This is a genomic window from Rhodoflexus caldus, assembly GCF_021206925.1.
Taxonomy (GTDB): Bacteria; Bacteroidota; Bacteroidia; order Cytophagales; family Thermoflexibacteraceae; genus Rhodoflexus; species Rhodoflexus caldus.
On the sequence record NZ_JAJPRF010000009.1, the window covers coordinates 91449 to 117170 of the forward strand.

At 48.0% G+C, this 25722-nt stretch carries 17 protein-coding genes; 5 read left to right on the forward strand and 12 right to left on the reverse strand.

What is annotated here, in order from left to right; translation table 11 throughout:
* Window positions 1-104: 104 nt before the first annotated feature.
* The 5 genes from NDK19_RS11185 to NDK19_RS11205 all read right to left on the reverse strand — a co-directional run bounded on the left by NDK19_RS11185 (window position 105) and on the right by NDK19_RS11205 (window position 5627).
* A complete protein-coding gene (locus tag NDK19_RS11185) occupies window positions 105-1184 on the reverse strand; it encodes an iron-containing alcohol dehydrogenase family protein (RefSeq protein WP_250631968.1) in 1080 nt (359 codons plus the stop codon).
* Between the two features lie 38 nt (window positions 1185-1222).
* A complete protein-coding gene (locus NDK19_RS11190) occupies window positions 1223-2035 on the reverse strand; it encodes a DUF3108 domain-containing protein (protein WP_250631969.1) in 813 nt (270 codons plus the stop codon).
* Window positions 2036-2150: 115 nt separating this feature from the next.
* Window positions 2151-2588 carry a hypothetical protein gene (locus NDK19_RS11195; RefSeq protein WP_250631970.1) on the reverse strand — a complete coding sequence of 146 codons (438 nt, stop codon included), beginning with the start codon at window positions 2586-2588 and terminating at the stop codon, window positions 2151-2153.
* An 89-nt stretch (window positions 2589-2677) separates the two neighbouring features.
* Window positions 2678-3289, reverse strand: a complete 612-nt coding sequence (locus NDK19_RS11200) for an alpha/beta hydrolase (RefSeq protein WP_250631971.1) — start codon at window positions 3287-3289, stop codon at window positions 2678-2680.
* 277 nt (window positions 3290-3566) lie between these two features.
* Window positions 3567-5627 carry a thioredoxin domain-containing protein gene (locus NDK19_RS11205; protein WP_250631972.1) on the reverse strand — a complete coding sequence of 687 codons (2061 nt, stop codon included), beginning with the start codon at window positions 5625-5627 and terminating at the stop codon, window positions 3567-3569.
* A gap of 73 nt (window positions 5628-5700) precedes the next feature.
* On the opposite strand from NDK19_RS11205, the gene NDK19_RS11210 reads away from it, so the two are divergent.
* Window positions 5701-6183, forward strand: coding sequence for an Mpo1 family 2-hydroxy fatty acid dioxygenase (locus NDK19_RS11210; RefSeq protein ID WP_250631973.1), 483 nt, complete (start codon window positions 5701-5703; stop codon window positions 6181-6183).
* 103 nt (window positions 6184-6286) lie between these two features.
* On the opposite strand, the gene NDK19_RS11215 is transcribed toward NDK19_RS11210, so the two are convergent.
* The 4 genes from NDK19_RS11215 to NDK19_RS11230 form a co-directional block, all read right to left on the reverse strand.
* Window positions 6287-7480, reverse strand: a complete 1194-nt coding sequence (locus tag NDK19_RS11215; RefSeq protein WP_250631974.1) for an efflux RND transporter periplasmic adaptor subunit — start codon at window positions 7478-7480, stop codon at window positions 6287-6289.
* 47 nt (window positions 7481-7527) lie between these two features.
* Entirely contained in the window at window positions 7528-11961 is a 4434-nt protein-coding gene (locus NDK19_RS11220) for a CusA/CzcA family heavy metal efflux RND transporter (protein ID WP_250631975.1), read from the reverse strand.
* A gap of 366 nt (window positions 11962-12327) precedes the next feature.
* The gene (locus NDK19_RS11225) at window positions 12328-12693 is read right to left on the reverse strand and encodes a hypothetical protein (protein WP_250631976.1); all 366 of its coding nucleotides are present in this window, start codon (window positions 12691-12693) and stop codon (window positions 12328-12330) included.
* Window positions 12694-12747: 54 nt separating this feature from the next.
* Window positions 12748-13878, reverse strand: coding sequence for a trans-sulfuration enzyme family protein (locus NDK19_RS11230; RefSeq protein WP_250631977.1), 1131 nt, complete (start codon window positions 13876-13878; stop codon window positions 12748-12750).
* Window positions 13879-13965: 87 nt separating this feature from the next.
* Here NDK19_RS11230 and NDK19_RS11235 point away from each other — a divergent pair, with 87 nt between their 5' ends.
* A complete protein-coding gene (locus tag NDK19_RS11235) occupies window positions 13966-14277 on the forward strand; it encodes a hypothetical protein (RefSeq protein WP_250631978.1) in 312 nt (103 codons plus the stop codon).
* Here NDK19_RS11235 and eboE read toward each other — a convergent pair.
* A complete protein-coding gene (gene eboE / locus NDK19_RS11240; protein ID WP_250631979.1) occupies window positions 14274-15473 on the reverse strand; it encodes a metabolite traffic protein EboE in 1200 nt (399 codons plus the stop codon). The genes NDK19_RS11235 and eboE overlap by 4 nt on opposite strands.
* A 1073-nt stretch (window positions 15474-16546) precedes the next feature.
* Window positions 16547-17641, reverse strand: a complete 1095-nt coding sequence (gene rlmN / locus NDK19_RS11245; RefSeq protein ID WP_394801683.1) for a 23S rRNA (adenine(2503)-C(2))-methyltransferase RlmN — start codon at window positions 17639-17641, stop codon at window positions 16547-16549.
* 402 nt (window positions 17642-18043) lie between these two features.
* On the opposite strand from rlmN, the gene NDK19_RS11250 reads away from it, so the two are divergent.
* A complete protein-coding gene (locus NDK19_RS11250; RefSeq protein WP_250631980.1) occupies window positions 18044-19597 on the forward strand; it encodes an OmpA family protein in 1554 nt (517 codons plus the stop codon).
* A 61-nt stretch (window positions 19598-19658) separates the two neighbouring features.
* Window positions 19659-20600: a DnaJ C-terminal domain-containing protein gene (locus tag NDK19_RS11255; protein ID WP_250631981.1), complete on the forward strand. Its 942-nt coding sequence runs from the start codon at window positions 19659-19661 to the stop codon at window positions 20598-20600.
* Window positions 20601-20607: 7 nt separating this feature from the next.
* On the opposite strand, the gene trpA is transcribed toward NDK19_RS11255, so the two are convergent.
* On the reverse strand, window positions 20608-21390 hold the full coding sequence (trpA, locus tag NDK19_RS11260) for a tryptophan synthase subunit alpha (RefSeq protein ID WP_250631982.1): 783 nt from the start codon (window positions 21388-21390) through the stop codon (window positions 20608-20610).
* A gap of 95 nt (window positions 21391-21485) precedes the next feature.
* Between trpA and NDK19_RS11265 the strand changes: the two genes are divergently transcribed.
* Window positions 21486-25718 carry a CHAT domain-containing protein gene (locus NDK19_RS11265; protein WP_250631983.1) on the forward strand — a complete coding sequence of 1411 codons (4233 nt, stop codon included), beginning with the start codon at window positions 21486-21488 and terminating at the stop codon, window positions 25716-25718.
* Window positions 25719-25722: the final 4 nt, after the last annotated feature.

Consider the following 25722-nt stretch of genomic DNA (forward strand, 5'->3'; position numbering starts at 1 on the left):
TTAGCACTCCATCAGGTTTATTTATCTGATTTTAAACCACTTACACAATTTTTGTTCGCAAACCACTTGCGCTTTTGTATAATGTGCCCGAATGAATTTCGGTATTACATCCGTTCAAACAATTCACGAACTTGTGAGCGGCTGATTTTTTCTTTCCAGTCAGGCCCTACGGCGTGGTTCCACATGTGATGAAGCGCCAGCGTAACATCTACCATTTTCTCAATCTGCTCGTTAGTCCAGTCTTTGGCCAAATTCTGCGGCAGGTAGATGTCATGTTTGGCAACCATCTCCTTGAACTCGCGCACACCGTCGGGGTAGAAATCTTCCAACTGGTTGAAAATAATGCAGTTAGCGTAACAGTGTCGCGTACCGAATACGTAAGAGAGTCCGTAAGAAAGCGCATGACAAACACCCACTTCCGAATAGGTAAGGCTAAGGCCGCCAAAGAGTGAGGCTACCATTAGTTTTTCATCTGTTTCGGGGTTTTGGCCGCTGTTAGGGCCTAAATATACCTCGCGGCAAAGGTCTAAGGCTTTGTAGCCGTAGGCCTCGCTGTATGCGTTTTTCAGATGTCCTGTCATGGACTCTACGCAATGGATGTAGGTATCCATGCCTGTGTAGAACCACTGGTTGCGCGGCACGGTAGCCGTCAGTGTGGGGTCTAATACAATCTGGTCAAAAACTGTCCACTCGCATTTGAGACCCAGTTTCTTTTCAGGGCCTGTCAGAACGGCCGTAGTACTTACCTCCGCGCCCGTTCCTGAAATAGTCGGTACGCCTACGTGATATACCCCCGGCTTTTTAATCAGGTTCAGCCCCTGATAAAGTTGCGATGAGCCTTCGTTGGTCAGCATCAGGGCAACGGCCTTGGCAATGTCCATGATACTGCCGCCGCCAATACCTACTACTCCGGCGGGCAAGCCTTTGGTTTGCAGAATTTCATCGCGCAGGGCATCCACCTGATGCGTGGTAGGCTCATGCGGGTCTACATCCACAAAGAAAACCATATCCTGCGCATGAGCAGGCACGCGGTTTTCCAACTCCTTGCCTTTGAAGTAGTTATCTACAATAAACACCATGAAATCGGAAGGCTGCCGACGTTTTTCGGCAAGGATTTCATCTAACTGATTGAAACTGCCTGCACCGTACACGGTTTTGGCAACAGCGCGAATATTTTTATACATGCGATAAAATGCTAAGGGGCAAATTTACGGCACTCCGCCTATTTTTTATTGAACTTGTGTTTCAATCCCTTATGTTCAATCAAATCCAGCTCGAATGCACCAACAAACATGGCCACTTCTACGCGCAGCGGTACGCGGTTTTCATCGTCCGAAATCCACATTTTGATAGCATCTCTGCCGTCGAACAATTGGTTTTCGGGCATTACAGGGGAAATAATGGCAGCTTTAATTTTTCCGAATTGCGTTTGCAGGCGCTCTTTGCCAAGGTAAACCACCTGTAAGTCATATACCTTGTCTTCAAAAAAGCCCTGAATAGTCAGCGTATCTTTTTCTTTAATATTGGTAAAATCCAATGTGCGCAGGTAGTAATAGCCGCTGACAATATCCTGCACATTTTTCGGAATTTTATGATTGTCAATCTTTTCGGGGTCTTGTCCGGTAATTTGTCGCACTTGCGCCGTACCTTTCAGGTGGTCAAAGAAAATAGTTTCAACCTTTTTGTAGTTGTTTTCCTTGATGTCGCGGAAAAACTTGTGCGGCACAATGGCAGCCGTATCAATATAGGAACGCCACAGGTCGTCCACCTTCATAGTCATACCAAAAACACCGATGGTTTTTCCCTGAATGTCCACTTTGTAGCAAGGGCGATTGTTGATGGTATGAATTTTCTGGTCTAACGTAACTGTTGCCTCGCCTACATTGACAAAGCCGTAGTGCACCAAGTAGGTCAGCTTTTCACCGGTACTGAACTTGTTATTAGGCAAAGAGCGATACCCCTCATCGGGCGTAAAAGCAAATAACAGAGGGCTTAAAACCGATAATGCCAACAGGCGCGTCCAAATCTTTTTCATAATTTCCAAACAAAGGCTCTACCCTTTCAGGTTCAAACCTGATTCCATTTGCAAAATATTAACAAAGATATGACGGATTTGAGGGGTTACCCGTTGAACAGGCGATTAAAAATTGTTAAGAAGTCAGGCCTACTTTTCTGCTTTCATACATCTTCATCAGCCAAGCTATTGCACGCTCGCGGTTATCAAAAAAACGCGAGGTTAGCACCTGCGCATTCTTTTCATCCAACAGTTGCTCGGCAGCCACCTGTGCGAATATATCTTCGCTGACTACAATTGCCGTAAAAGCCACACCGGCCTGATAAGTGCGCGGAATAATATTTTCTGCCAGCCATTCCTGCAAATGTGGCATAATAACGTAAGTCCCGCCTTCACTGTATGTCAGATAAAAAGTGGGATGATATTGCTCGGTCAGTTCGGCATAGCGGGTAAACACCTGCTTAAAATCATCATCGCTCATATGAGTAGCAGCGGGCAGCCATGCCATTTCAATAATGCCGTGCGCTTTGTCAAGTGAGATTTTAACAAACTGATTCTTGTAAAGAGGTTGCATATGTTTGTTGAGTACTTTTAAAACTATGTTAAAATTGTTTTTTTGAGATAAAAATAAGAAAAAGTAAAAAATATACAAGCAGAAAATTGCTAAAACATAAGGCGTTGTACGGTTTTGATTTCCTCCGTAGTAATAGTATGCGGCATGGCAGGATAAACAACATGCGTAACCAATGACCCCATGCTTTCCATCAGCCGAGCTGAGGCTTCGGAGCGCTCGGCAGGTACGTGCGGGTCGCGATCGCTGTTGCCGATGAAAACAGGTGTGCCGTTGAAGTTGCCGCTGTATTTCTCGGGTTTCAGCACCTCACCAATCAAACCGCCTGTGAAGGCTGCCACGCCTGCATATTGTTGCGCAAATCGGGTGGCTACTTCCAAACTCAGGCAAGCCCCTTGCGAAAAGCCCATAATGTAGATGTTTTCGGCAGGAATTCGTACGCTTATTTCGTCTATCAGCCGCTTAACCGTTGCCACTGCTGATGACAACCAAGGCTCATTCTGCGATTCGGGTGCCAGAAAGCTGTAAGGATACCATGTGTGGTTAGTAGCTTGTGGTGCTGCTATGTAGAAACTATCGTCGCAAAACGCATCGGCAAGACCGATGATGTCCTTAGCAGAAGCGCCGCGTCCATGCAATAAAACAATAGCCTTTGCTGCCTGATGGAGCGGCTTTCCTTTTTCAAGGATTTGATAATTGTGCATATGGTTGTTGTTTCAGGTTATGTTTATCCTCCCTGAGAAGCGTGCTTAACGGTAAGAAACAGGCGGCGTGAGCATAGTAAATGCTGCGCACGACTTGCATGCTATCTAACGTTTGTGCGGATAGGTCAAAAAAAAATGAAACTCCCGAAGGTCAGGAGTCCCATTCCACTTTAATAAACTAAACTAACAAACAAACTTCAAATCAATAACACGCAAAGATGTGATTTGGTTTTCGCTTTTTTTCATTTTTTCCCAAAAAAAATTTTTGGAAACTTTTTTAAAGCGCTTTTATTTGCTCAAAAGCCTCTTCTACACTATCCACGGGGCGTTGGCAGGCTTGTCGGCGACAAATAAAAATTTTGGTTTGCCCCTCAAAAAAGCGATTTTCCAACAGCGGAAGTGTACTTGCGACTGTACTGAAAGCAACTACTTTGTGCGGGAAGTAGGCTTTTGCGTGCAGGTCGCGGGCAAAGGTTTCTGCCTGTGCGCCCGTGATGGCTACCTCTACGGGCGGAGCAACATATTGTAGGAAAAGTGCCGCCCAATTTGCCATAAAGCGCACGTCTTTTTGCAGCAGCGGCACTACGGAAAGTAACATGCGCTTGGCTTTTTGTTCATAGTCCCTTCGGTTGGGCAACAGCAGCGACAGGGCAAACAGGTTGTGCGCCATCATGGAGTTGGAGGCAGGAATCACATTGTCAAACAGTTCTTTTTTGCGGGCAATGAGCTCTTCTGCCTGTGCTTTGCCGACGAAGTAGAACAACTCGCCCGTTTCATCGGCAAAGTTTGCCAGCACGTGGTCGGTGAGTTGCTCGGCGCGCTGCAGCCAGAAGGCATCGCCGCTTACTTGATACAGCGCTGCAAACCCTTGAATCACAGCCGCATAATCTTCCAAATAGGCCGGAATATCGGCTTTGCCGTTTTTATAGTTTCGGAAAAGTTGATTTTCGGCTATCATTTTTTCTTGGATGAATCGGGCGGTTTGTACGGCCTGTTGCAGGTAGTCGGCAATGCCCGTTGCTGCGTAGGCATCGGCTAAACCTTTGAGCATGAGGCCGTTCCAGCCGGAAAGAATTTTATCGTCCAAGCCGGGGCGGATGCGCGGCGCACGGGCTTCTAACAGCAAGTTCTTCCAGTGGCCGATTTTTTCCTGTAAAGTTTCGGGGCTGAGTTGGTGGGTGCGGCAAAATTCCTCATCGCTCACGGGGCAGTTGAGGATATTGTATCCGTGCTCCCAGTTGCCGTCGGGGTAGCAGTCGTAGTAGTCTTTGCAAAGTCGCGCCTCATCGGCAGAAAGTCCCGCTGCCTGAAACGCTGCGTCCAATTCTTCATCTTTCCAGATGTAAAAACGCCCTTCTATACCTTCGCTGTCGGCATCCAGTGCAGAGTAGAAGCCGCCTTCGGGCGAAAGCAATTCGCGGCGGGCAAAGGCAATGGTTTCATCAATTATTTGCTTGTAAAGCGGGCGCCGAGTGGCGGTATAGGCTTCTGCATACAGGCTGATGAGTTGCGCATTGTCGTAAAGCATTTTTTCAAAGTGCGGCACCAACCATTTTTCATCTACCGAATAGCGGGCAAAACCTCCGCCTGCTTGGTCATAAATGCCGCCGCGTGCCATTTTTTCTAATGTGAGGTGCACGTGTTTCAAGGCTGCCTCGTTGCTGCTTATGTGCCAATAGCGCAGCAGGAACAGGTAAATGCTCGGCATGGGGAACTTGGGGGCGCGGTTCATGCCGCCCAGTTCGGTGTCAAACTGTTTGCTGAGGCGTTCAAACATACCGTCGGCCTGTGCGAGAGTAACGGCTTCCTTTGCCTGTATCATGGCGGCAGACAGGCCGTATTGCTCTTCTTCGTTGCGGTTCAGTACGCGGTTGAACTGCTCGGCAGATTCGCTGATTTTCTCGCGCTCATTGGCAAAGGCATTGGCGACCTGTTGCAACAAATTTGCCCATGCTCTTGGCGGGAAGTACGTGCCGCCATAGAAGGGCTTGGCATCGGGCGTAAGGAACACATTGAGCGGCCAGCCGCCGTTCAACCCCATGGCGTGCAACGCATCCATATAAATCTGGTCTATGTCGGGGCGCTCTTCCCTGTCCACTTTGATGCACACATAGTAGCGGTTCATCAGTTCGGCAAGTGCCTCATTTTCAAAACATTCGCGCTCCATTACGTGGCACCAGTGACAGGCAGAGTAGCCGATGCTGACAATAATCGGTTTGTCTTCTGCGCGGGCTTTGGCAAGTGCCTCTTCGCCCCAAGGGTACCAGTCCACAGGATTGTGGGCATGTTGCAGCAAATAAGGGCTGGTGGCCTGTGCCAGACGGTTGGTAAATGACATATTTCAAAAAGCGATATGTGGAACAATCAAAAATAGATTAAATTAGCCAATCAGATTTAAAACCCGCGTAAATATGAAAACAATGCAACAATGGTTTGATGAGTACGGAGAAAGTCATCAAAACAGCTTTAACAAAATGATGCACTGGATTTGTGTGCCATCTATCTTTTTTAGCGTTATCGGTTTGCTTTGGAGCATTCCAAGTGAGTTTTTGAGCAGTTTGTTTCCCGCAGCAATTGCTCCCTATGTCAATTTTGCAACCATCGTGCTGCTGCTGGGGCTGATTTTCTACCTCCGACTCTCATTCGGGATGTTTATCGGGATGCTGTTGGTTTCCATAGCGGTTGTTATAGGCGTAAAAGCACTGGAAGCAGCACAAATTGCGCCCTTGTGGATGATTTCGCTGACGATTTTTGTGGTGGCATGGATTGGGCAGTTTTGGGGACACAAGGTAGAAGGTAAAAAACCCTCGTTCTTTAAGGATTTGCAGTTCCTGATGATTGGCCCTGCGTGGCTGTTGAGTTTTATCTACAACAAAGTAGGGCTGAAATACTAAACAGCCGAAACGATGACCCGTTGCTGCATATATGCGCTGTGTCATTGTTCAGAATAGGTGTCCTTTGCGGCAACTATTTGCGCCGCAAAGGACACTTTCTCTCCTACTCTCCCCCAACGTTCATACCGCTCATTTGGCGGCGTTGCGTTTCCAATACCATCACATTGCTTTTGGCAACCACAATGTTGGGTGGTGTGCCGTTAGGGAAAATAATTTCGGCAAGTGTATCGCTGGTGCTGCCTACTTCTACTTTGTACTTAACAATTTTGAGCTTGCCTTGCGGGTTGGGTTTGTTCTCACCGGCAAAAACATAGGTTTGGTCATCCTCTTTCATCAGTGCCGAAACAGGTACGGTAACGGCGCCCTTCGTTCCTTCTTTGTTGAGCACAACCGCGCGCACGTTCATACCGGGCAATACCAAATCGCCTTTGCGGGCTGAAAATTGTACAAAGGCCGTAATGGCGCGGGTTTCCGTATTAATAGCCCGCGAAATGCTCATCACTTTGCCCATCACATTTTCAAAAGCCGAATTGATGAAGTCTATTTCCACTTCCTGACCTTCCGTGATGAGGTCAAGGTCTTTTTCATAGACGAAAATTTCGGCGTATAACTGGTTATTATCTACTATTTCGGCCAATTTGGTTTGCACCGATGCCAACATACCAATCGTAACGGGCAGTTCGGTAATGTAACCGTCAATCGGCGACTTGATAGTTACCGATGGGGTAATAACCGATATTTTGGGGTTCTTAAATTGGTCGGCATCTATGTCCAAGAGTTGTAATTTGGCACGCAGTGCCTTTTCGCGGCTGATGGCAGCATTGTATTTGGCTTCTGTAACCTGAAAGTCGGCCAATGCTCCTACATTATTTTTGAGGAGTTCTTCCTGCCGCCTAAACTCAACGGCGTAGAAATCTATCTCAGACTTGGCTGCCAAATATTCATTCTGTAACTCAATGAGTTGCATACTGCTCAATACCATCAGCGGCTGCCCTTTGCGAACAAGGCTTCCTTTGGTAACAAATACTTTTTCTACTTTCCCCTCAATATTGCTGCTGACGCTGGCACTCAAATTGGGCAGGGAAGTTACTTTGCCGTTCAGGTAGATATTGGAAACAATGGGCTGTGTGCCGGGTGCGGTCAATTGAATTTCCATTGTTTTGAGCTCTTGCGGAGTGAGCTCCACAAAGTCCACTTGACGGATTTCGGGTTCAGTGGCGGCTTTTTCTTTGCTGTCTGTACAAGCAGTAAACAGCAAGGCTATGCCACAAAGAATATAGCAAATGAAACGGTTCATACAGTGATTTGCGATTGGGAATTTAAAATTCATAACAGGGCGACGGCTTATCGCTCGCCACGCAGGTATTTCAAGTAAATGATGGAATAATTATAGTCTCGCAGTGTATTGAGATAGTTCATCTCCAACTGGAAAGCAAGCTCGAGGTTTTGCAAGTACTGGTAGTAGGTAATGCTGCCTAAACGATAGCTGGTACGGGCATCGCGAACGATTTCCTGTGCTTCGCGCAGGCCTACAGTTTCAAAGTATTGCAGGTTTTCATTGGCTTGCCGATACATGGCTATGGCCTTGGCATACTCTGCACTCAACTGCAAATTGGTGATTTGTGCCTGTGTTTGAGAGATGGCAAGTCCTTTTTTGGCCGCGCCGATGTTGGCCTTATAGCTCCATGCCCAAATCGGCAGCGTAAGCCCGAATCGCATACGCGAACCTAAGGGCGTACCGCCGGAGGCCTCGCTGCCGGGAGTTCCCTGATTGAGGAAGCCGATTTGCAGGCCGGGCAGCATTTTGTTGCGCTCTACTTTGAGCAGGCTCTTTTGCAGGCTCACATTGCGCATATTAAAGCCTACAATCGGGTTGGCAGAGAAGGCCAGCGTATCGGTTGCGTACAATATCCCCATATCGGGCAGTTTGGCAAGCGGCTTATCGGGCAGCAAGGTTGTATCGCCGGAACGCCCCAGCAAAGATGCCAGCAGCGCCCGACCACCTTTCAGTTCTGCCTGTGCCTGTTTGAGGTTGTACTGAATGCGCTTGTACTGACTTTCGCCGTTGATGCGCTCCAAGTTGCTGATTTGCCCCACTCTGTAACGCACCTCGTTCACGCGGATGATATCATCGTAAATCGTATCCTGACGGATGAGCAGCAGATATTTGGCTACCATAAACTGCAAGTCGTTGAAAGCAGCTTTTGTTCTGAAAATCAGTCCGTTGGTGGTAATATCCTTCTCGGCTTGCGCCAACTCTACCCGCTTTTGCTGTGCCTGTGCCTGTGCGGCATATACCGTAGGGAACTCAAAGGTTTGCAACAAGCCCGGGCGTAAATCTTCGCCTGTGGGGGCTTCAAATAGCAAGTCCAAATTGGGAATATTGTAAGCTGCCGGTTTCAGCAGTTGCTGTTGCTCTATCCGCTGGTCGGCCAGCCGCATTTCGGGGTTTTTGGAAGTTGCCACCTGCACGGCCTCCTCCAAGCTGATAGTAACCGCATTTTTAGTCAGCGGCTGCTGATTTTGTGCCTGCACAACCGTACCTGTGGCTGCAAACAAGAACAGCAGTGCCAAAGTCTTCACAATCATATGGCTGTGGTTATATTCTACCTCTTCATCGGCTGCCGCCGGATTGCTGAATGTGCGATTTTTGTTTACAAGAGCATACATAACAGGAAGGACAATTAAAGTGAGTACAGTAGCCGTAAAAAGTCCGCCAATAACCACAGTTGCCAATGGCTTTTGCACCTCAGCCCCCACACTGGTGGAAAGTGCCATCGGCAGGAAGCCCAATGCAGCCACGGCGGAGGTCATCAGTACAGGGCGGAATCGCTCGTTCAGCCCTTGCATCACGGCATCATCGGCACTCATGCCTCGTTTCATCAGTTCGTTGAAGTGGCTGACCAACAAAATACCGTTCAGCACGGCAATACCAAAAAGTGCAATAAACCCGACACCTGCCGAAATACTGAAATTCATATCGCGCAGCAGCAATGAAAACACACCGCCTACTGCCGAAAGCGGAACGACGGCGTAAATTAGCAAACTGTCGCGGATATTGCCGAAAGATGCAAACAGCAACCCGAAAATAATAGCCAGTGCAATAGGCACAACGATTCCAAGGCGTTGCTTAGCGCGGCGCAGGTTTTCAAACTCTCCGCCAAACTCCAACCGATAGCCGGCAGGCAATATCACATTTTTGCCTACCAAATCCATTGCCTCGTATACGAGCGATTCCACATCGCGGCCGCGCACGTTAAAGCCGATATTGGCACGCCTGCCTAAGTTTTCATGCCCGATTTCGGAAGGGCCTATACTTTCCTGAATGTCAGCGAGTTCTTTCAGCGGTATCGGATTCCCGTCTTTGCTTTCAATCAGCAGGTTTTTGATGTTTTCGGGGCGTACTCGGTCAGCATCCGACAGGCGGAGCGTTAAATCGAACCGCTTGTCTTTCTCATAAACAAGTCCGGTGGCCGCTCCTGCAAAAGCGATTTGCAAAGCGCGGTTCATTTGCTCTACGGTGATGCCGTAGGTTGCCATTTGGCGGCGGTCGTATTGGATATTGATTTGCGGCAAACCGAAAATTTTACTTTCCTGCACATCTACCGCCCCGGGTACGGTACGAAGAATACTGATAATTTCGTTGGATTTCTTCACCAGCGTATCCAAATCGTAGCCGTAGAGTTTTACCACAATGTCGGTACGTGAGCCGGCCATCAACTCATTAACGCGGTTTTCAATCGGTTGCTGGATAGACAGCACCAAACCCGGGAAGGCTTTCATCTCATCGGCTACTAAATCGGCGAGGTCTTCCTGCTTTTTGGCCTTTTTCCACACCTCTTTGGGTTTCAACACCACGATGGTTTCCATAGCCTCCATTGCCTGCGGGTCGGTAGGCACTTCCGACGTACCTATTTTAGACACAACGCGCTCCACCTCGTCGGGGAATTTTTCCAACAGCATTTTCTCTACTTTGCCGGAAAGTTTCATGGATTCGGTCATGGATGTACCTACGGGCAGGTTCATTTCTACCACAAGGTCGCCTTCCTGCAACTTGGGTACAAATTCGCCCCCGATGATTTTGAAGCCCCAAATACCGGCCGCCAACACAAAAAGTGCCACGGCAATTGTACCTGTTTTAAACCTTAACCCGAGTTTGATAAGTGGTTTGAAAACGCTGAAAACGGCCTGTACGATTTTTTCGGAAAAGCCGTGGTCATGCGGGTCTTTGGGGGGCTGCAACACGAGCGCGCTCATCATCGGCACATAGGTAATGGCCAGCAGCAACGCACCCAAAATAGCAAAACTCACCGTTTGCGCCATTGGCGTAAACATTTTACCTTCAATGCCCTGCAAAGTCATAATCGGGAAATATACAATCAGGATGATTGCGCCACCGAATACCACGGATTTTTTCACTTCTACGGCCGACTGTATGACTATTTCCTGCCGCTCACGGTAAGTAAGCGAGGCATTGTCGCCTTTGCCGCTAAATTCCAGATGCCGCTGAAAGGCCAGCGCCAAAAACAGCACGACCGATTCCACTACAATAATGGCAGGGTCAACTAATAACCCGAAGTCTATGGCTCCAAGGCTCATGATATTGCCCACCACCCCGAAATATTGCATCCAGATAAAAGCAAACAACATTGCCAGCGGAATAACGGAAGCCGCCAGCAAACTTGCCCGCCAGTTGCCCAAGAAAACCAGAATCACCACTACCACAATCAGCGCCCCCTCAATCAAATTCGTAGCAACTGTCTTGATGGCATTGTTTACAATTTTAGAACGGTCAACAAAAGGCTCAATCACCAGCGATGAGGGCAATTGTTTTTCAATTTCCGCCATTTTTTTCTTCACGCGGGTAATTACTTCATTGCCGTTTCCGCCTTTCACCATCATAATGATGCCGCCTACCACTTCGCCTTCGCCGTTCATGGTCATTGCACCGTAGCGGATGGCATTACCAAACTCAACCACAGCCACATCTTTTACCAATACCGGTACAGTGCCTTTATTTTTGACAACAGTGTTGGCAATATCGTCCAGACTGGTTGCCAAACCAATGCCGCGAATAGTAAATGCTTTGTTTTCTTTCTCTATATAAGCACCACCTGTGTTGCTGTTGCCTTGCGAAAGCGCATCGTACACATCGTCGATGGTTACGCCCAGCGAGCGCATTTGGTCTAATTTGAGTTTGGCCTGATATTCCTTTTTAAAGCCGCCGAAGCCGCTTACCTCTGCCACTCCCGGCACGCCCAGCAATTGCTTGCGGATGAACCAGTCTTGCATGGTGCGCAGTTCCATCGGAGAAAAGGACTTATCGGTCAGGTTGCGGGGGCGAATGACATACTGGTACACCTCGCCCAAACCGGTTGAAACAGGCCCCATGTACGGTTCGCCTGCCGCTTCCGGAATCTCATTTTTGATTTGTTGCAGGCGTTCAAATACCTGCTGCCGTGCCCAGTAGATATCAGTATCATCGCTGAATACGAGTTTTACTACCGATAACCCGAATTTGGAAATAGACCGCGTTTGCAGCAGCCCCGGAATGTTCGACATCGCCATTTCAATAGGCGAGGTTACGAACATTTCCATTTCCAACGATGCCAGACTTGGCGTGTAAGTAATTACGTCCACCTGATTATTGGTAACATCGGGGACTGCATCAATCGGCAGATTTTTTAGGGAATATCCGCCGGCTATTGCCATGATAAGCGTCATAGCGCCAATCATTAGCGGATTGCGTACGCTAAATGCAATGATTTTGTCAATCATTTTGGATTGATAAAAATTGTTAGGGATAATTTTGAAAATAAAAAACCACTCCGAATGCTTTCAGAATGCAGGCCTAATAGCAAAGAAAAAAACATTCACAAACGGCCTACCGTCAGCACCTAAGTAAGCGAGTAGTTTAAAACGACCTTTCAAATTTTCTACCGCCAAGTGTTACGCTAAGAACGCGCTAAGTGTTTTTTATGATGAATCTTTCCTTTGCACACTTTGCGATTGAACCTTTGCGCACTTTGCGGTAAAAAAGAGCGCGCTAAGCTGCTCACTTACCTATTACTGCCCATGGGAACATACAGGCGCTGTAAGCGGAACTTTTGGTTGGGATTGTTCAAGGAATGAACAGGAGAAGAGCTACAATCTCAGCCTACAAATACGGATAAAGATTTTAACAGAAAAATTGTCATGGATGCGTTCACCTGCCGCCAATGTGCTTGACTTGTCGGCATTTAGAAGAGCATCAAACAAACGGCCGAAAACATCGGAAAGCGCAGCATCGGCACGGCGCTCGTCGTCTTGCTGCAAACGCTGCCGTTTGCTTGCGGTGGTGTTAGGCTGATTATTGTCTAACCATGAAATCAGCGAGGACGGCAAGTTGTCTTCCTGAATTGTAAAATCCTCATAATCAGGTATTTCATAAACAGGTCTGTATTCCTGACGGTCGGTATGCATCGACCATACAAGCAGAAACCATGTAGAAATAATGATAAAGAGACGCAAAGCAAATGGGATTTGGTATTACAAAGCTATATGCTAAACGAATCAAATACAATTTTAGTGTGCAACAAGTTCCGCAAGTGCGTTGCTAAAATCTTCAATTAAATCGTCGGGATGCTCCAAACCTACCGATACGCGCAGCAATGAGTCAGAAAAATTGGCATGGGCAGCCTCTACCGTTGCCCGATGCTCGATTAGGCTTTCTACGCCGCCCAAACTTGTGGCACGCGCAAAAAGTTTTAGCCCTGCAATGGTTTTCAGGGCAGCCGCCTTACCGCCTTTTAACTCGATGGAAAGCATCCCTCCAAATGCCGACATCTGCGCAGCTGCAAGAGCGTGTTGCGGATGGGTAGGCAAACCCGCATAGTGTACTTTTTCTATGGCAGGATGCTGTGCCAAAAACTCTGCCAAACGCATGGCATTGCGGCAGTGTGCCTCCATCCGCTGCGGCAGGGTTGATATGCTGCGCAACATCAGCCAGCACTCAAAAGGCGAAGGCACTGCGCCACCCATGCGTTGAAAGAAGCGAATACGCTGCATCGTTTCGCTGTCGGTGCGTGCTATCACTGCGCCGCCCAGCAAGTCGCTGTGTCCACCTATGTATTTTGTTGTGGAATACATCACCAAATCAACGCCTAAATCCAGCGGTTTTTGAATCAGCGGCGACCATGTATTATCGCACACACACAGCGCACCGACACGATGTGCCAAATCGGCCACCTGTTTTAAATCCGTAATCTTAACCAATGGATTTGAGGGTGTTTCCGTCCATATCAGGCGGGTATTGGGGCGAATAGCGGCCTCTACTTGCGCAAGGTCAGTCATATCGGCCATACTGAATTGCAGCCCCCATCGGCTGTAAAGCGCCTCCAACTGAACTCGTATGCCAAAATACATATCGGGAGAGACGACAATATGGTCGCCCGGGGAAAGGCTGTGTAAAATAGCCATTGCAGCGGCCAGCCCCGATGAGAAAGTAACTGCTTCGGCGGCTTGTTCCACTGCCGCCAGTCGCTCTTCAAGTGCGCGGCGGTTCGGGTTGCCTGCCCGCGCATAATGAAATTCGCTGATAAGTTCGTTTTGCTCGTTGCGGGCAAAAGTGGTAGAAAGCACCATAGGTGCAATAACAGCACCTGTTTGGGGGTCAATGTGTGAGCCGGCGTGGATAGCAGCAGTTTCGGGGCGCATGGGCAATGGTTTGTTTGCAGATGTTATGGGTCGTAAATGTAGCGTTTTTACGTAAAGTTGTGCACAGATTTTGCGCAAAATCAATTGATGAAATTACTGTTTGTCGTTTTTTTATTCGTTTCCGCTCTTGGTTTTGCACAGCCGCGCCCGATGGGCTTTCTGTCGCAAGATTCGCTGTTGCAAATCTATTATGCACCCAAATTCCAATGGGCAGACTCTATCTCGCACATCGTCAAACAGCAGGCAGCAGGGCATATGTCGGAAGAAGTTTACCGAAAAATTAAATCGTTGCAACAAAAAAATCAGGCAGAAAATAAACCGCCTGCCCCCTACCCTACGGCACACAGTGCTGTTTTTTGGGAGGAAAAACCCACGAAGCGAAAAAAAGGTGCACGCTAAGGCATCTGTTCCACAATATTTTTTACCCACTGCAATTCCCTCGCAATGGATTCGGCAACAGGCAGTTGCATATCGGCGGGCAGTACCGTCCATGTGTAGGTTTCCACTTCCAAATGTCGGGAATAGTCGTACTGTTGCTGCAATTGCAGTACCTCAACAATATCTTGCTGCGTGGATTGAATCAGTCCGTAGTTGTCCAAAAAAATCGGCACGTGGAAATGCGTGCGCCACTCTGCGGCTGCCGAAGCCTCTGCCGAAGCAAGTGCCTGCGGCAAATCGGAGAAGTGCAGCAAACTGCCTTCATAACTGCGTGCCACTACCTGATGCAAGTACGTAGGCTCGTCAAAGGCTGTAAGGACTTTTCGTTGGGCTTCGCGTTGAGTGTCTTGCCACTGCACCCGTAGCGCAGCACTCAACTGAAACTTACCGATGCGGATACCCTCGGCAGAGAGTTGTTTCAGTGCCTCGGCGTGCGGCTCAAAAGCAACGGCAAAATGGCAAACATCGTAGCACAGTTGCAGATGTGCCCGCAGCAATTCGGGCGGGATACCCTCGGCAGCCGCCAGCCTGTCCGATGCGGGAAAGATAAACTGTCGGAACGTTTGCAGCGTTGTGGCAAGGTCTTCCATAATGCCATCAGGCTCGGGTTCAAGGTCTATGTGAATCATTTGACCTGTTTGCTCAAAAATTCTGAACATTGCCAATGCTGCCCGCGCAAGTTGCTTGGCTGCCTCTTGCGTTGTTGCTGTCAAATCTGCTGCCGAACGATGCCATGGTGCATAACTGAGCGGTGAAGTAGAAATTCCTCCTGCAATACCGGCGGGCAACAACGCTGCTAAAATATTTGCCAACCTGACGGTATAATCCAGCCGCTGCCTGCTTGTCCAGTCGGGCGTGTGCACCGCATCTTTGACCCGCTGATAATGAAAGCCGCCAAACGGAAAGCCGTTCATCGTAAACACATAGGCATTTTGCGCTTGCAGCCATGCTTTGAATAGTTCAAGGTGTTCATTTTCAAGTATTTGCCTGCTTGCCAAATCGGAAAGGCGCAAACCGATACCAAAGGGTTGATTGGAGCAAACCTGTTGGCGCACGGCGGGTATGTGTTGTTGCAGGGCAGCCCAAACCTCCGCCCAACTTTCGCCCGGGTGGATATTGGTGCAGTAGGTCAGGTGTGTATGATTAGCTAATCGCATGAGTGTGTGTCTGAAATTTGGGTTGTATATTAGGGTGAAACAGGCTAATTCTATACGCCGAACTTAAATTTCTTTTGATATTTTAACGCGAATTATTTGCTATTTAATTGAAAATCAGCGTGTTTGGCACGAAAAAAATCAAAACAACATCACTTGCACGAAAATGCGATTTCGCGAATTGTATTTTTCCGATATAGGTAAATTTGTAGAGATAAATCGCGCCCTGTCCCTACGGGTACAACACAAAACCGAATTAAATTTTTCCAAGACTCTGCCGCAAAATTCGCGTTATTTTATGAAAGTGTTGCCGGATATTCGCGATGACAAAGCACTGCACTTAAGTAACTGAGCAGTTTTTATACAAAAGCGCAAGTGGTTTGCAAAATGCTTTTTGTAAGTTCTTGAAAAACAGCTATTTAAACCTGACAGGTTTTCAAAACCTATCAGGTTTGAGTATAAATGCATTATCTCAAGCACATTACACGCTATGATACTGTGCCGTTTGCAAGTCGCTTATATGCCATAGGCACTGTATATCGGCAGGACAATGATACCCCATCCCCTTTTTTTGCCTCGTCAGGCGCTGCATATTCCTGTTTTTTTACAAATATGCAACACCTACGGCGTAAATAATCATGCTATTTTTTAGAAACAGAGGGAACGTTTGGCGGTAAGCGGTATTAACAAACGTAAAAACTAATTAAAAGTATGTCTATTGAACAAACACCGCCTTTAGTGGCTATCATCGTTAAAATTGCCTGTTGGCTCTTATCCGTCAAAATCGCCTATGAATGGGTAGAGCCACACTCATTCTTCTCTTTCTCCTGTTTCTGATAGTTTGGGGTATTGTAGGATTGGTAGTGGATTTTGTCGCCGTGCTGGTTTTAACGCTGCTATTCGGACGAAAATGATTTCTGTTTGAGTGGGTGCATCCTTTCACACAAACCTGACGGGGCTGAGAGAAACCCGTCAGGTTTAATTAAGTTGGTTTACTTGCTTCCCATTTACGATAAGCCAGCCAAAGCAAGTATAACAGATGCGGGACTGAAAGAATTATTGCAGTTTTTGAGCGATTAATTTTTATTCCGAATCGCTAATTGCCCGCAGGCTGCGTCAATATCTTTGCCACGACTGCGGCGTACATTGACAACAACACCGCGTTTTTCCAAATAAGCTGCAAATTTATCCAGCGTTTGCGGGTCGGTATTGACGTACTGTGCCTCTGAAATGGGGTTGTACTCAATGATATTGACCTTTACAGGCACATGCTTGGTGAATTGGTACAATTCTTCCGCATCCTGCAAAGTGTCGTTAAACTTGTAGAAAACGATATACTCAAACGTGATTTCGCCTTTGGTCTTGGCATAAAAGTACTTCAACGCATCGCGCAGGGCTACCAAACTGTTGCTTTCGTTGATGGGCATAATTTGGTTGCGCTTCTCGTCGTTGGCGGCGTGGAGCGAAAGTGCCAAATTGAACTTCACTTTGTCGTCGCCCAATTTGCGAATCATTTTGGCAATACCTGCCGTAGAAACCGTAATGCGCTTAGGCGACCAACCCAAGCCCTCGGGCGAAGTAATCAGGCGAATAGATTCCAACACGTTAGCATAGTTCAGCAGTGGCTCGCCCATGCCCATGTACACGATGTTGGTCAGCGGCATATTGTAGTTTTGCTTTGCCAAACGGTCAATCAAAACTACTTGGTCGTAAATTTCTGCTGCATCCAAGTTGCGTACCCTGTCCATGTAGCCCGTTGCGCAAAACTTACAGGTGAGCGAACAACCCACTTGCGAAGATACACAGGCAGTCATCCGCGTTTCTGTCGGGATGAGGACACCTTCTACCAGATGCTTGTCGTGGAGTTGCAGCCCGAGTTTAATTGTACCGTCATTGCTTTTTTGCTGCTGGGCAATAGTTACGGGAAGAATGTCAAACTGTTCGGCTAACTGTTCGCGGAGCGTTTGCGGCAGATTGCTCATTGCTGCCACGTCGGTTACGGATTTTTTCCAAAGCCACTCCTGAATTTGTTTGGCACGAAAAGCAGGCTGACCTTGTGCAGTCATAAAAGCCTGTAAATCAGCCACTGCCGTTTTGCGAAGGTCTTTTTTGGCAGCAGGTTTAGCCACACCGACAGACGAGGCTATTTTGGGTTTGACAGACATCTCCATACCACAAAGTTCGCATATTTGCGGCAGAGAAGCAACCCGTATAAGGCACTGATTATCAAATCATTTGTTTTTGCGAATATGCTTATATACGGTAGTCGGACATCCATTCAGTATGCCTTGGGATATTTGTACAGGCATTTTTGGGCAAATGCAGCATTTTTTGCAGATTTTTCTTTTATTCAAATATCTCCATCGCATTTTCCCATGTTATCTGACAAAATCCGTGGCGCGTTCAGTGTGCTTGTGTAATGTATTGTATCGGCTGCCTGCTTGTACGAAGATAGCTATTATTAGGCAGGAAATTTGTTAAAAGTTACTTAATGACTGCGTGCGTCATTGCGTTATTTCAACCTTCACCAAAAAAGCACGTCTTTTACATAGCATTATTTTGATTGTATTGTGATGAGAACAACATTCTTCAGCAAATTACTTCTCCGAGTGGCCTTGATTGTTTTTGGGGCATATGGCAGCCTTGCGCAAGAATTTCAGTTGGAGCGCACCCTGCAAGGGCACGAAGGGCAGGTACAAAACATTCGGTTCAGTCCCAACGGCAAAATGATTGCCAGCGGCGGCTCCGATGGGCAAATCATTCTCTGGGATGTGGCCACGGGGCGAATCATCCGCAAGATGAAAGGACATGCCAAAACAGTTTATGAGGTAACGTTCAATAAAGACGGCTCCTTATTGGCCAGTGCGGGCGAAGAAGGAACAGCCTGCGTATGGGAAGTAGCCACCGGAAAAAATATCGGGTGCTTTCAAAACAAGCCTTTCCCTACGTTCTCAGGCATTTTTAAACAAGATTTAGTATCGGTTTCCTTTGTTGTGTTTTCGCCTAACAGCCGCCATATCTACTTCAGCGGCGACAATGGCTACATTATGAAAGCCGACATCAAAACAGCGGTTTCGGGTAAGGTGCAGCCCGCCGAGGTAATTCACTCTACCAACGAACCCAGCGGCAGGTGGTACAGCACCGTAACAGGCGGTACGGTATCGCAAGACGAAAAATATTTGGTGGTTACGGTTGGCAACTTGGTAAAATTCATAGACCTCAATGACGGGCTGATGGTGCGCTATTTCCGCTACGAGGGCAACTACCTGAACGATGTGGTAAACGGGCCTTTCCCCAACAGCATTGCTACGTGGAGTTATGACGGCAAAGTTACTTTCTGGAATGCCACCAACGGGCGCATTCTAAACAGCTACCAAGTGTCAGACCCGGAAAATTACAGCGGGGCATCTTTCAGCCGCGACGGCAAACTGATGGTAACTGCGGCCTATGGCACATCGGTAAGGATATGGGATTTGAACAACGGCAAACTGATTGCCACTCTGGGCGGTCATAGGCAAATAGTGCGCATGTCGCGCTTCAGCCCTACCGATGATTTGATTGCTTCGGGCAGCTACGATGGCAGCATTAAACTCTGGCGGCTCAAAAAGCCTGAACCCGAAGAGCCGATAGTAGCCGCAAAGCCCGAACCTAAGCCCAACAACGAAGGCGAACGCCCCACTAATAACTCTTCCAACAGCAACAGCAGTGGCAACACAGCCAACAGCGGCAATGCGGGCGGTAAAGAGAGTGGCATTACTTTCAAAGACGAAAAAGTAGAAGTCGGGAAAACCATCCAACTTTCCAACATCTTGTTTGAGCAGAGCAGTTTCCTGTTGCGCCGCGAGTCGTACCCTGAGCTGGATAAATTGGTGGCTTTCTTGAAAGAGAACCCTAACGTTTCCATTGAACTGCGCGGCCATACCGATAACGTAGGCGACCCGCAAAAAAACCAGACCCTTTCCGAAAGGCGCGTAACGGCAGTTAAAAACTACCTGACCCAGCGCGGCATCAGCGAAGAGCGAATTGAAACCGCTGCCTTCGGTGGCTCTATGCCAATTGCCGACAATAGCACGGAAGCCGGCCGACAGAAAAACCGACGGGTAGAAATGAAAATCCTGCGATTGTAGTGAACCCAAAACCCACGGGCTTCGTTAATACAACGAAGCCTATTTTTTTAACTAAAACAACATGGACTACAAAGACTATTACAAAATTTTGGGCGTACCTAAAAATGCCACAGCTGACGATATCAAAAAGGCTTACCGCAAATTGGCCAAACAATATCACCCCGACAAAAATCCGGGCGATAAGGCCGCGGAGGCTAAATTCAAAGAAATCACAGAAGCCAACGAGGTACTGAGCGACCCCGAAAAACGCAAGTATTACGATAAATTGGGAGCCGATTGGGCAAAATACAGCCAATACGGCGGTAACCCCGAAGACTTTATGCGCGGCCAAAGCTACGGCGGCGGTCGTTCGTGGCAACAGCAATACCGCCCACAGGAAGAAGGCGGGTTTAATTTCGGCGATATTTTCGGCGAAGGCGGCTTTTCCGATTTTTTCAGGCAGTTTTTCGGCGGTGAAGAACGCACCTCTTCGCGGCGTGCCGCAGGTATGCGCGGACAGGACTATGAAACCGAAATGGAAATTTCATTGGAAGATGCCGCCCATGGTGCATCACGCATTTTGGCAGTGATGGATAAAAAGTTGCGTATCAAAATCAAGCCCGGCGTAGCAGACGGACAGGTGCTCAAACTGGCAGGGCATGGCGGCGACAGCAATGTTCCCGGCGGCACCAAAGGCGATTTATTCGTAAAAATCAAGATAAAGCCGCACAAAAATATTGAGCGCAAGGGCAATGACCTGTACTACACCTTGCCTGTCAATAGTTTTACGGCCTTGCTGGGCGATAAGGTTTCCATAGATGTACTGGGTACGCAAGTAGCCTTTCCTATCCCTAAAAACAGCGACAGCGGCAAGGTTTTCCGCCTGAAAGGCAAGGGTATGCCTGTGTACGACACCCCCGAACAGCGCGGCGACCTTTACGTAACGTTGCAAATTCACTCGCCAAAGAATATCAACGAGGAAGACTTGGCAACCATTCGCCGCATAGCGGAAAAATACAAGTAGAGACAAACTACCGCAAAGCAGCCACAAATTGCTGTATATCTGTCTCCAAGTCGGTGCTTTGGCTCAGCAGATTGATAAAGGCACTGCCGATAATTGCACCTTCTGCGTAGCGACAAGCTCCCTCAAAGGTCGCTCTGTCCGAAATGCCAAAACCGATGAGTTTGGGGCTTTTGAGTTGCATGGCGGCTATGCGCTCAAAATAGCGGCGTTGCTCGTCCGAAAAGCCTTGTTTAGCACCGGTTGTGCTGGCAGACGACACCATGTAAATAAAACTTTCTTGCGAAAGTTCGTCTATTTGGCGGATACGCTCCTCTGCTGTTTGCGGCGTAATGAGAAAGATATTAAACAGGCCGTAGCGCTCAAATACGGGTTTGTACTCGCTCAGATATTCGTGCATGGGCAAGTCGGGCAAAATGAGCCCGTCAATGCCGACTTCCTGTGCAGCACGGCAGAAATTTTCAACACCAAACTGAATCACGGGATTCAGGTAGCCCATCAGCAGCAACGGTACGTCCGTATATTGGCGGATGTCTTTCAGTTGCTCAAAAAGCAGTCGCAGGCTCATCCCATTGTCAAGTGCCTGCTGGCTGCTTTGCTGAATGGTAGGGCCGTCGGCCAGCGGGTCGGAAAAAGGCATACCAATTTCAATCATATCTGCTCCCGCAGCCGAAAGCGCTCGGATGATGCGCACGGTGTCTTGCAATTGAGGAAAACCGGCTGTAAAATAAATATTCAAAATGTTGCGCTTAGCAGCGAACAGCGATTGAAGCCGATGGGTAACAGTTTGCATGTTCAAAAGTAGTACGATTTTGCAAATCGGGCAAAGAATACTACATTCTGATGGCCTGATTTACGTAACTTTGACATACTTTATTTGTGCTACCTATGTACGTTTACTTACGCTACTGCTTGGCAGCGTTCCTCTTTGGAGCGAGTTGCTGTGCCATGCTTTTTGCTCAATCCGCCGAGAAAACCTATGCCACTCTTGCCGTATGCGAGCAATATTACGACGACGGCGACTACGAAAAAGCGCTTGAAAAGTGTGAGAAACTGATAAGAAACCTCAAACAAGGTTCTTACGGGCAAGCAGTAGCCTACTCGTTGCCGTATTTGGCAAAGTATCAGGAGGCAATGGGACAGTATCTGAACTTTGAGCGCTCCATTCAGGAAATGCTGAACCTGCGACTGATTAACAGCGATAAAAGCCGTAGCTACGGGCTTGGGTTGCTCCATGCCGCCACTGCTTACGCCGAGTACAGCTATGCCAATCGGGCAGAAGAATATCTCGGCAAAGCACAGGCATTATTGGCCAATGAGAAAAGTCCGCTCATCAGGGCAGAGATGTTGCATACCGGTATTCGCATTGCCGTGCTTAGGCAAGACTTTGCAGCATTTCAGCAGCAAATCGGTAATGCGCTGAAAGCACAAGAGGCAGTACTGGTCAATGAGGAAACCTACTTTGACGAAATTGAACGTGCGGAAAAAACAAGAGTGGTAAGTGCCATAGAACTCCGCCGCCGCAAAAATCAATATGCCGAACTGCTGAACACTTGGGGGGACATGCTGCGGCAGGCAGGCCGATATGGCGATGCAGGCAATAAATTGTCGGAAGCCGAAAACTGGATTCGCAGCAATCTCAGCACGCGCGATGCGGCAATGATTACCAACAAACATTTTCAGAATCTGCTCAATTTAGATATGGGAGGCAACAATAAAGAGTCGCTGCAAAAGCAGTTAGACCGCCATATTTTCACGGCCGAAAAGCGTTTTACCCCTGTGCATAAAACCTATCTGGCGATTCATGAAACCCTGATAGACAACTACATAGAAAGCAAATTTATCCGCCGAAGCAGCAAACAGCGCTGGGAGTTGCGGCAAAATACGCTCAAATACTACGGGCGCAACAAAATGCCCTATGCCATCTCGCAGCGATTGGACGCGCGCACCGCTTATAAGTTTCAGAATTACCGCGAAGCACAAGAACTGCTGAACGATGCACTGAAATTGCCCGAAAAAGTACCTGTGGAGCATCAGGAATACCGCAAACTAACGCAACAGGCCTATGAACTTGCCCTCGCAACCGACAATTTGGGCAAGGCAGAGACTTACTTGCAGGCACAGGTGGCAAGTGCGGAAAAGGCATTGGGAAAAAATTCGCTGCCGTATCATTATGCCCGCATGAAGCTGGCTAATTATTATGCCGCTTTTACCAATCGCTTCAGCACCACCGATAGCATTATCCGCGAGAGCTATCACGGCTTTATCAGCAAAAAAATTGCACCGGAGCACAAAGACAGGGTAGATTTTCTGAACGACATTGCTACGTATTACCAAATGACAGGCCGTTACGATTCGGCTTTGGTACAACTCAATCAGGCAGTGGCAATTGCCAAAAAACGCTTTGGTGAGAACAATGTCAGCTATGCGGTTGAATTGCAGAAATTGGTTAAAGTGCAGATGCAGCAAGGGCGCTTTGCCGACGCAGACAAAAACATCACCCACATTCTGGATATTTTCAAAAAGGCCTATAACCGCACGCTGAATCTGGAATACTCGCAGGCATTAGAAACGGCAGCATCTTATTACGCCACAATGGGGCTTTTCAACGATGCGCGAGCTGCCCTGCTGCGGGCCGACCGCCTGTTTCAGCGTTCCAACAGTTCCATTGCAAGTTCTACTGCCATTGACGATTTGGCAGGGCTTTACATTGCCATGGAGCGCTTTACCCAAACCGAACGCCTGCTGAATGATGCCATTGAGGTGCGCCGCACCCGCTACGGTGAAAACAGTCGTTTCCTGATAAATCCGTACAACCAATTGGCAAGGCTCTATCTGGCAACAGGCGACTACGTAAAAGCCGATGACTTCGCAGCCAAAGCCTTCAAACTGGCTTCTGAAACTTTTGGCGACAGTTCGGCTATAACTTCCGAAATAGCTGAAACACAGGTGCTTATTTACACCGCCATTGGCGACTACGAAAAAGCAATTGCCGAAATTCTGCGTGTGCGACAGATAAAAGAGCGCAATTTCGGACGTAACAACATTGCCGTAGCCAATTTGTTGCGGCAGGAAGCCCTCATTCGCTATTTCAGCAAAGAACCTCCGCAAACCGTGGAGCGGCTTTTTAACGAATCGCGGCAAATTATCGCCCGCAATTTGGGCAGCCGCAACCCCATTTATGCCGATGCGCTGAAAGACCTTGCGCTGATTTACACCGAAGGCAATCAGCCCACACAGGCTTTGCAGTTGTTAGACAGCGCCAATCGCATTTGGAACAGCATCCTGAAAACAGGTAACAATACCAACGCGGCGGAGATAGCCGTACTGAAAGGCAATGTTTACACCCGTGCAGGCAATTTTGGCAATGCCGACAAACAGTACAAAAGCGCCATGCGCATACTGGCCAAAATTCTTAGTACGAAGCACCCGCTGTACGTACAGACACAGGCGCAACATGCCCGCATGTTCTTTGCACAGAAAAATTATGCACAGGCACAGAAAATTATGGAAGGCGTACTGGCAGGCTATCGGCAGTACATCACAACCTTTTTCCCCGTACTGAGCGACCGCGAAAAAACCAAGTATTGGGGGCTGGTGCGCGCCGACTATGAGTTTTACAATAACCTGCTGGTGCGTCGTCTACCCGACAATCCCGCGCTGGCTGGTGCACTCTACGACAACGCTACATTTGCCAAGTCTCTTTTGGTAAGCAATGCGGGCAAGCTGCGCAATCTGATTATGAACTCCAACGATTCGGCTACCGTGCGCCGCTACCGCGAGTGGATAGACAAAAAACAATTGCTCACCAAGGCACTTGCCTATTCGCCGCAGCAGTTGCAGGAAGCAGGCATTGATTTGCGCAAACTGCAAAAAGAAATTGACGATTTGGATAAAAATTTGAGTCGGCGTTCCAAATTATTTATAGAGGCAAGGCAATTGCAAATCCGCCGCTGGCAGGAAGTGGCAGCGCAGTTGCGGGCAGGAGAGGCAGCTGTTGAAATTATTCGCTACCCTTACTACGACAAGGGTTTTACCGATTCGGTCGTGTATGCCGCCCTTATATTGCCCTATGGCGAAAAAAACGCACCGAAGTTTATTCCTATTGCCAACGGTAATGCATTAGAAGACACTTATTTAAAGGTATATCGCAATTCGGTGAAGTTTGGGCTTACCGACCGGCTGTCCTATAAGCGCTATTGGGAGCCAGTGGACAAAGCCCTTGCCGATGCAAAGAAAGTTTACCTGTCGGTAGAAGGAGCTTACAATCAAGTGAACGTGGAGGCATTGCTTGTTGCAGACGATACCTATGTAATAGACCGCCGTGAAATAGTTTTGCTCACCAATACAACCGATTTATTAGAGCAAAACCGACAGGCCACTGCCTCAGCCAACAGTTTTGTATTTTTTGGCAACCCTGTTTTCTATAAAGACCTGCAACCGGAAGAGTATTTGGGCACACGCAACAGAAAAATTCCGCAATTGCCCGGTGCATTCAACGAAGTAAAAAATCTAACCCAACTCATTGGCAAAAGCAATCCGTCTACCAGCGAATTTGTACTGACGGAAGCTACCGAAGAACATGTAAAACAACTGCAAAGCCCGCGTGTATTCCACATTGCCACCCATGGTTTTTTTGAACCCGATTTAGCAATCAATCTCTCCGACAATGAACTGAGCAGCAGGCAAACCGTTAATAACCCACTGTTGCGTTCAGGGCTGCTGCTGCGCAACGGCGGCGATTTGGTAGCTACCGAAAATGTATATGCCTACAACAAAGAAGAAGGCATTTTGACAGCCTACGAAGCTATGGACTTGGCTCTGGAAAATACAGAACTGGTAGTGCTAAGCGCTTGCGAAACAGGGCGAGGCGATACCCGAATCGGGGAAGGAGTTTACGGTTTGCAACGGGCGTTTCGCGTGGCAGGAGCCAAAAGCCTGATTATGAGTTTGTTCAAGGTGGATGATGCGGCCACGCAGCGTCTGATGGAGTTGTTTTACTCCCGCTGGTTACAAAACGGCAATAAACGCGAGGCTTTTACTTATGCCAAAAAAGAATTGCGCAAAGAATACCCCTCACCAAAATTCTGGGGGGCATTTATCATGGTTGGGGCGGATTAATGCA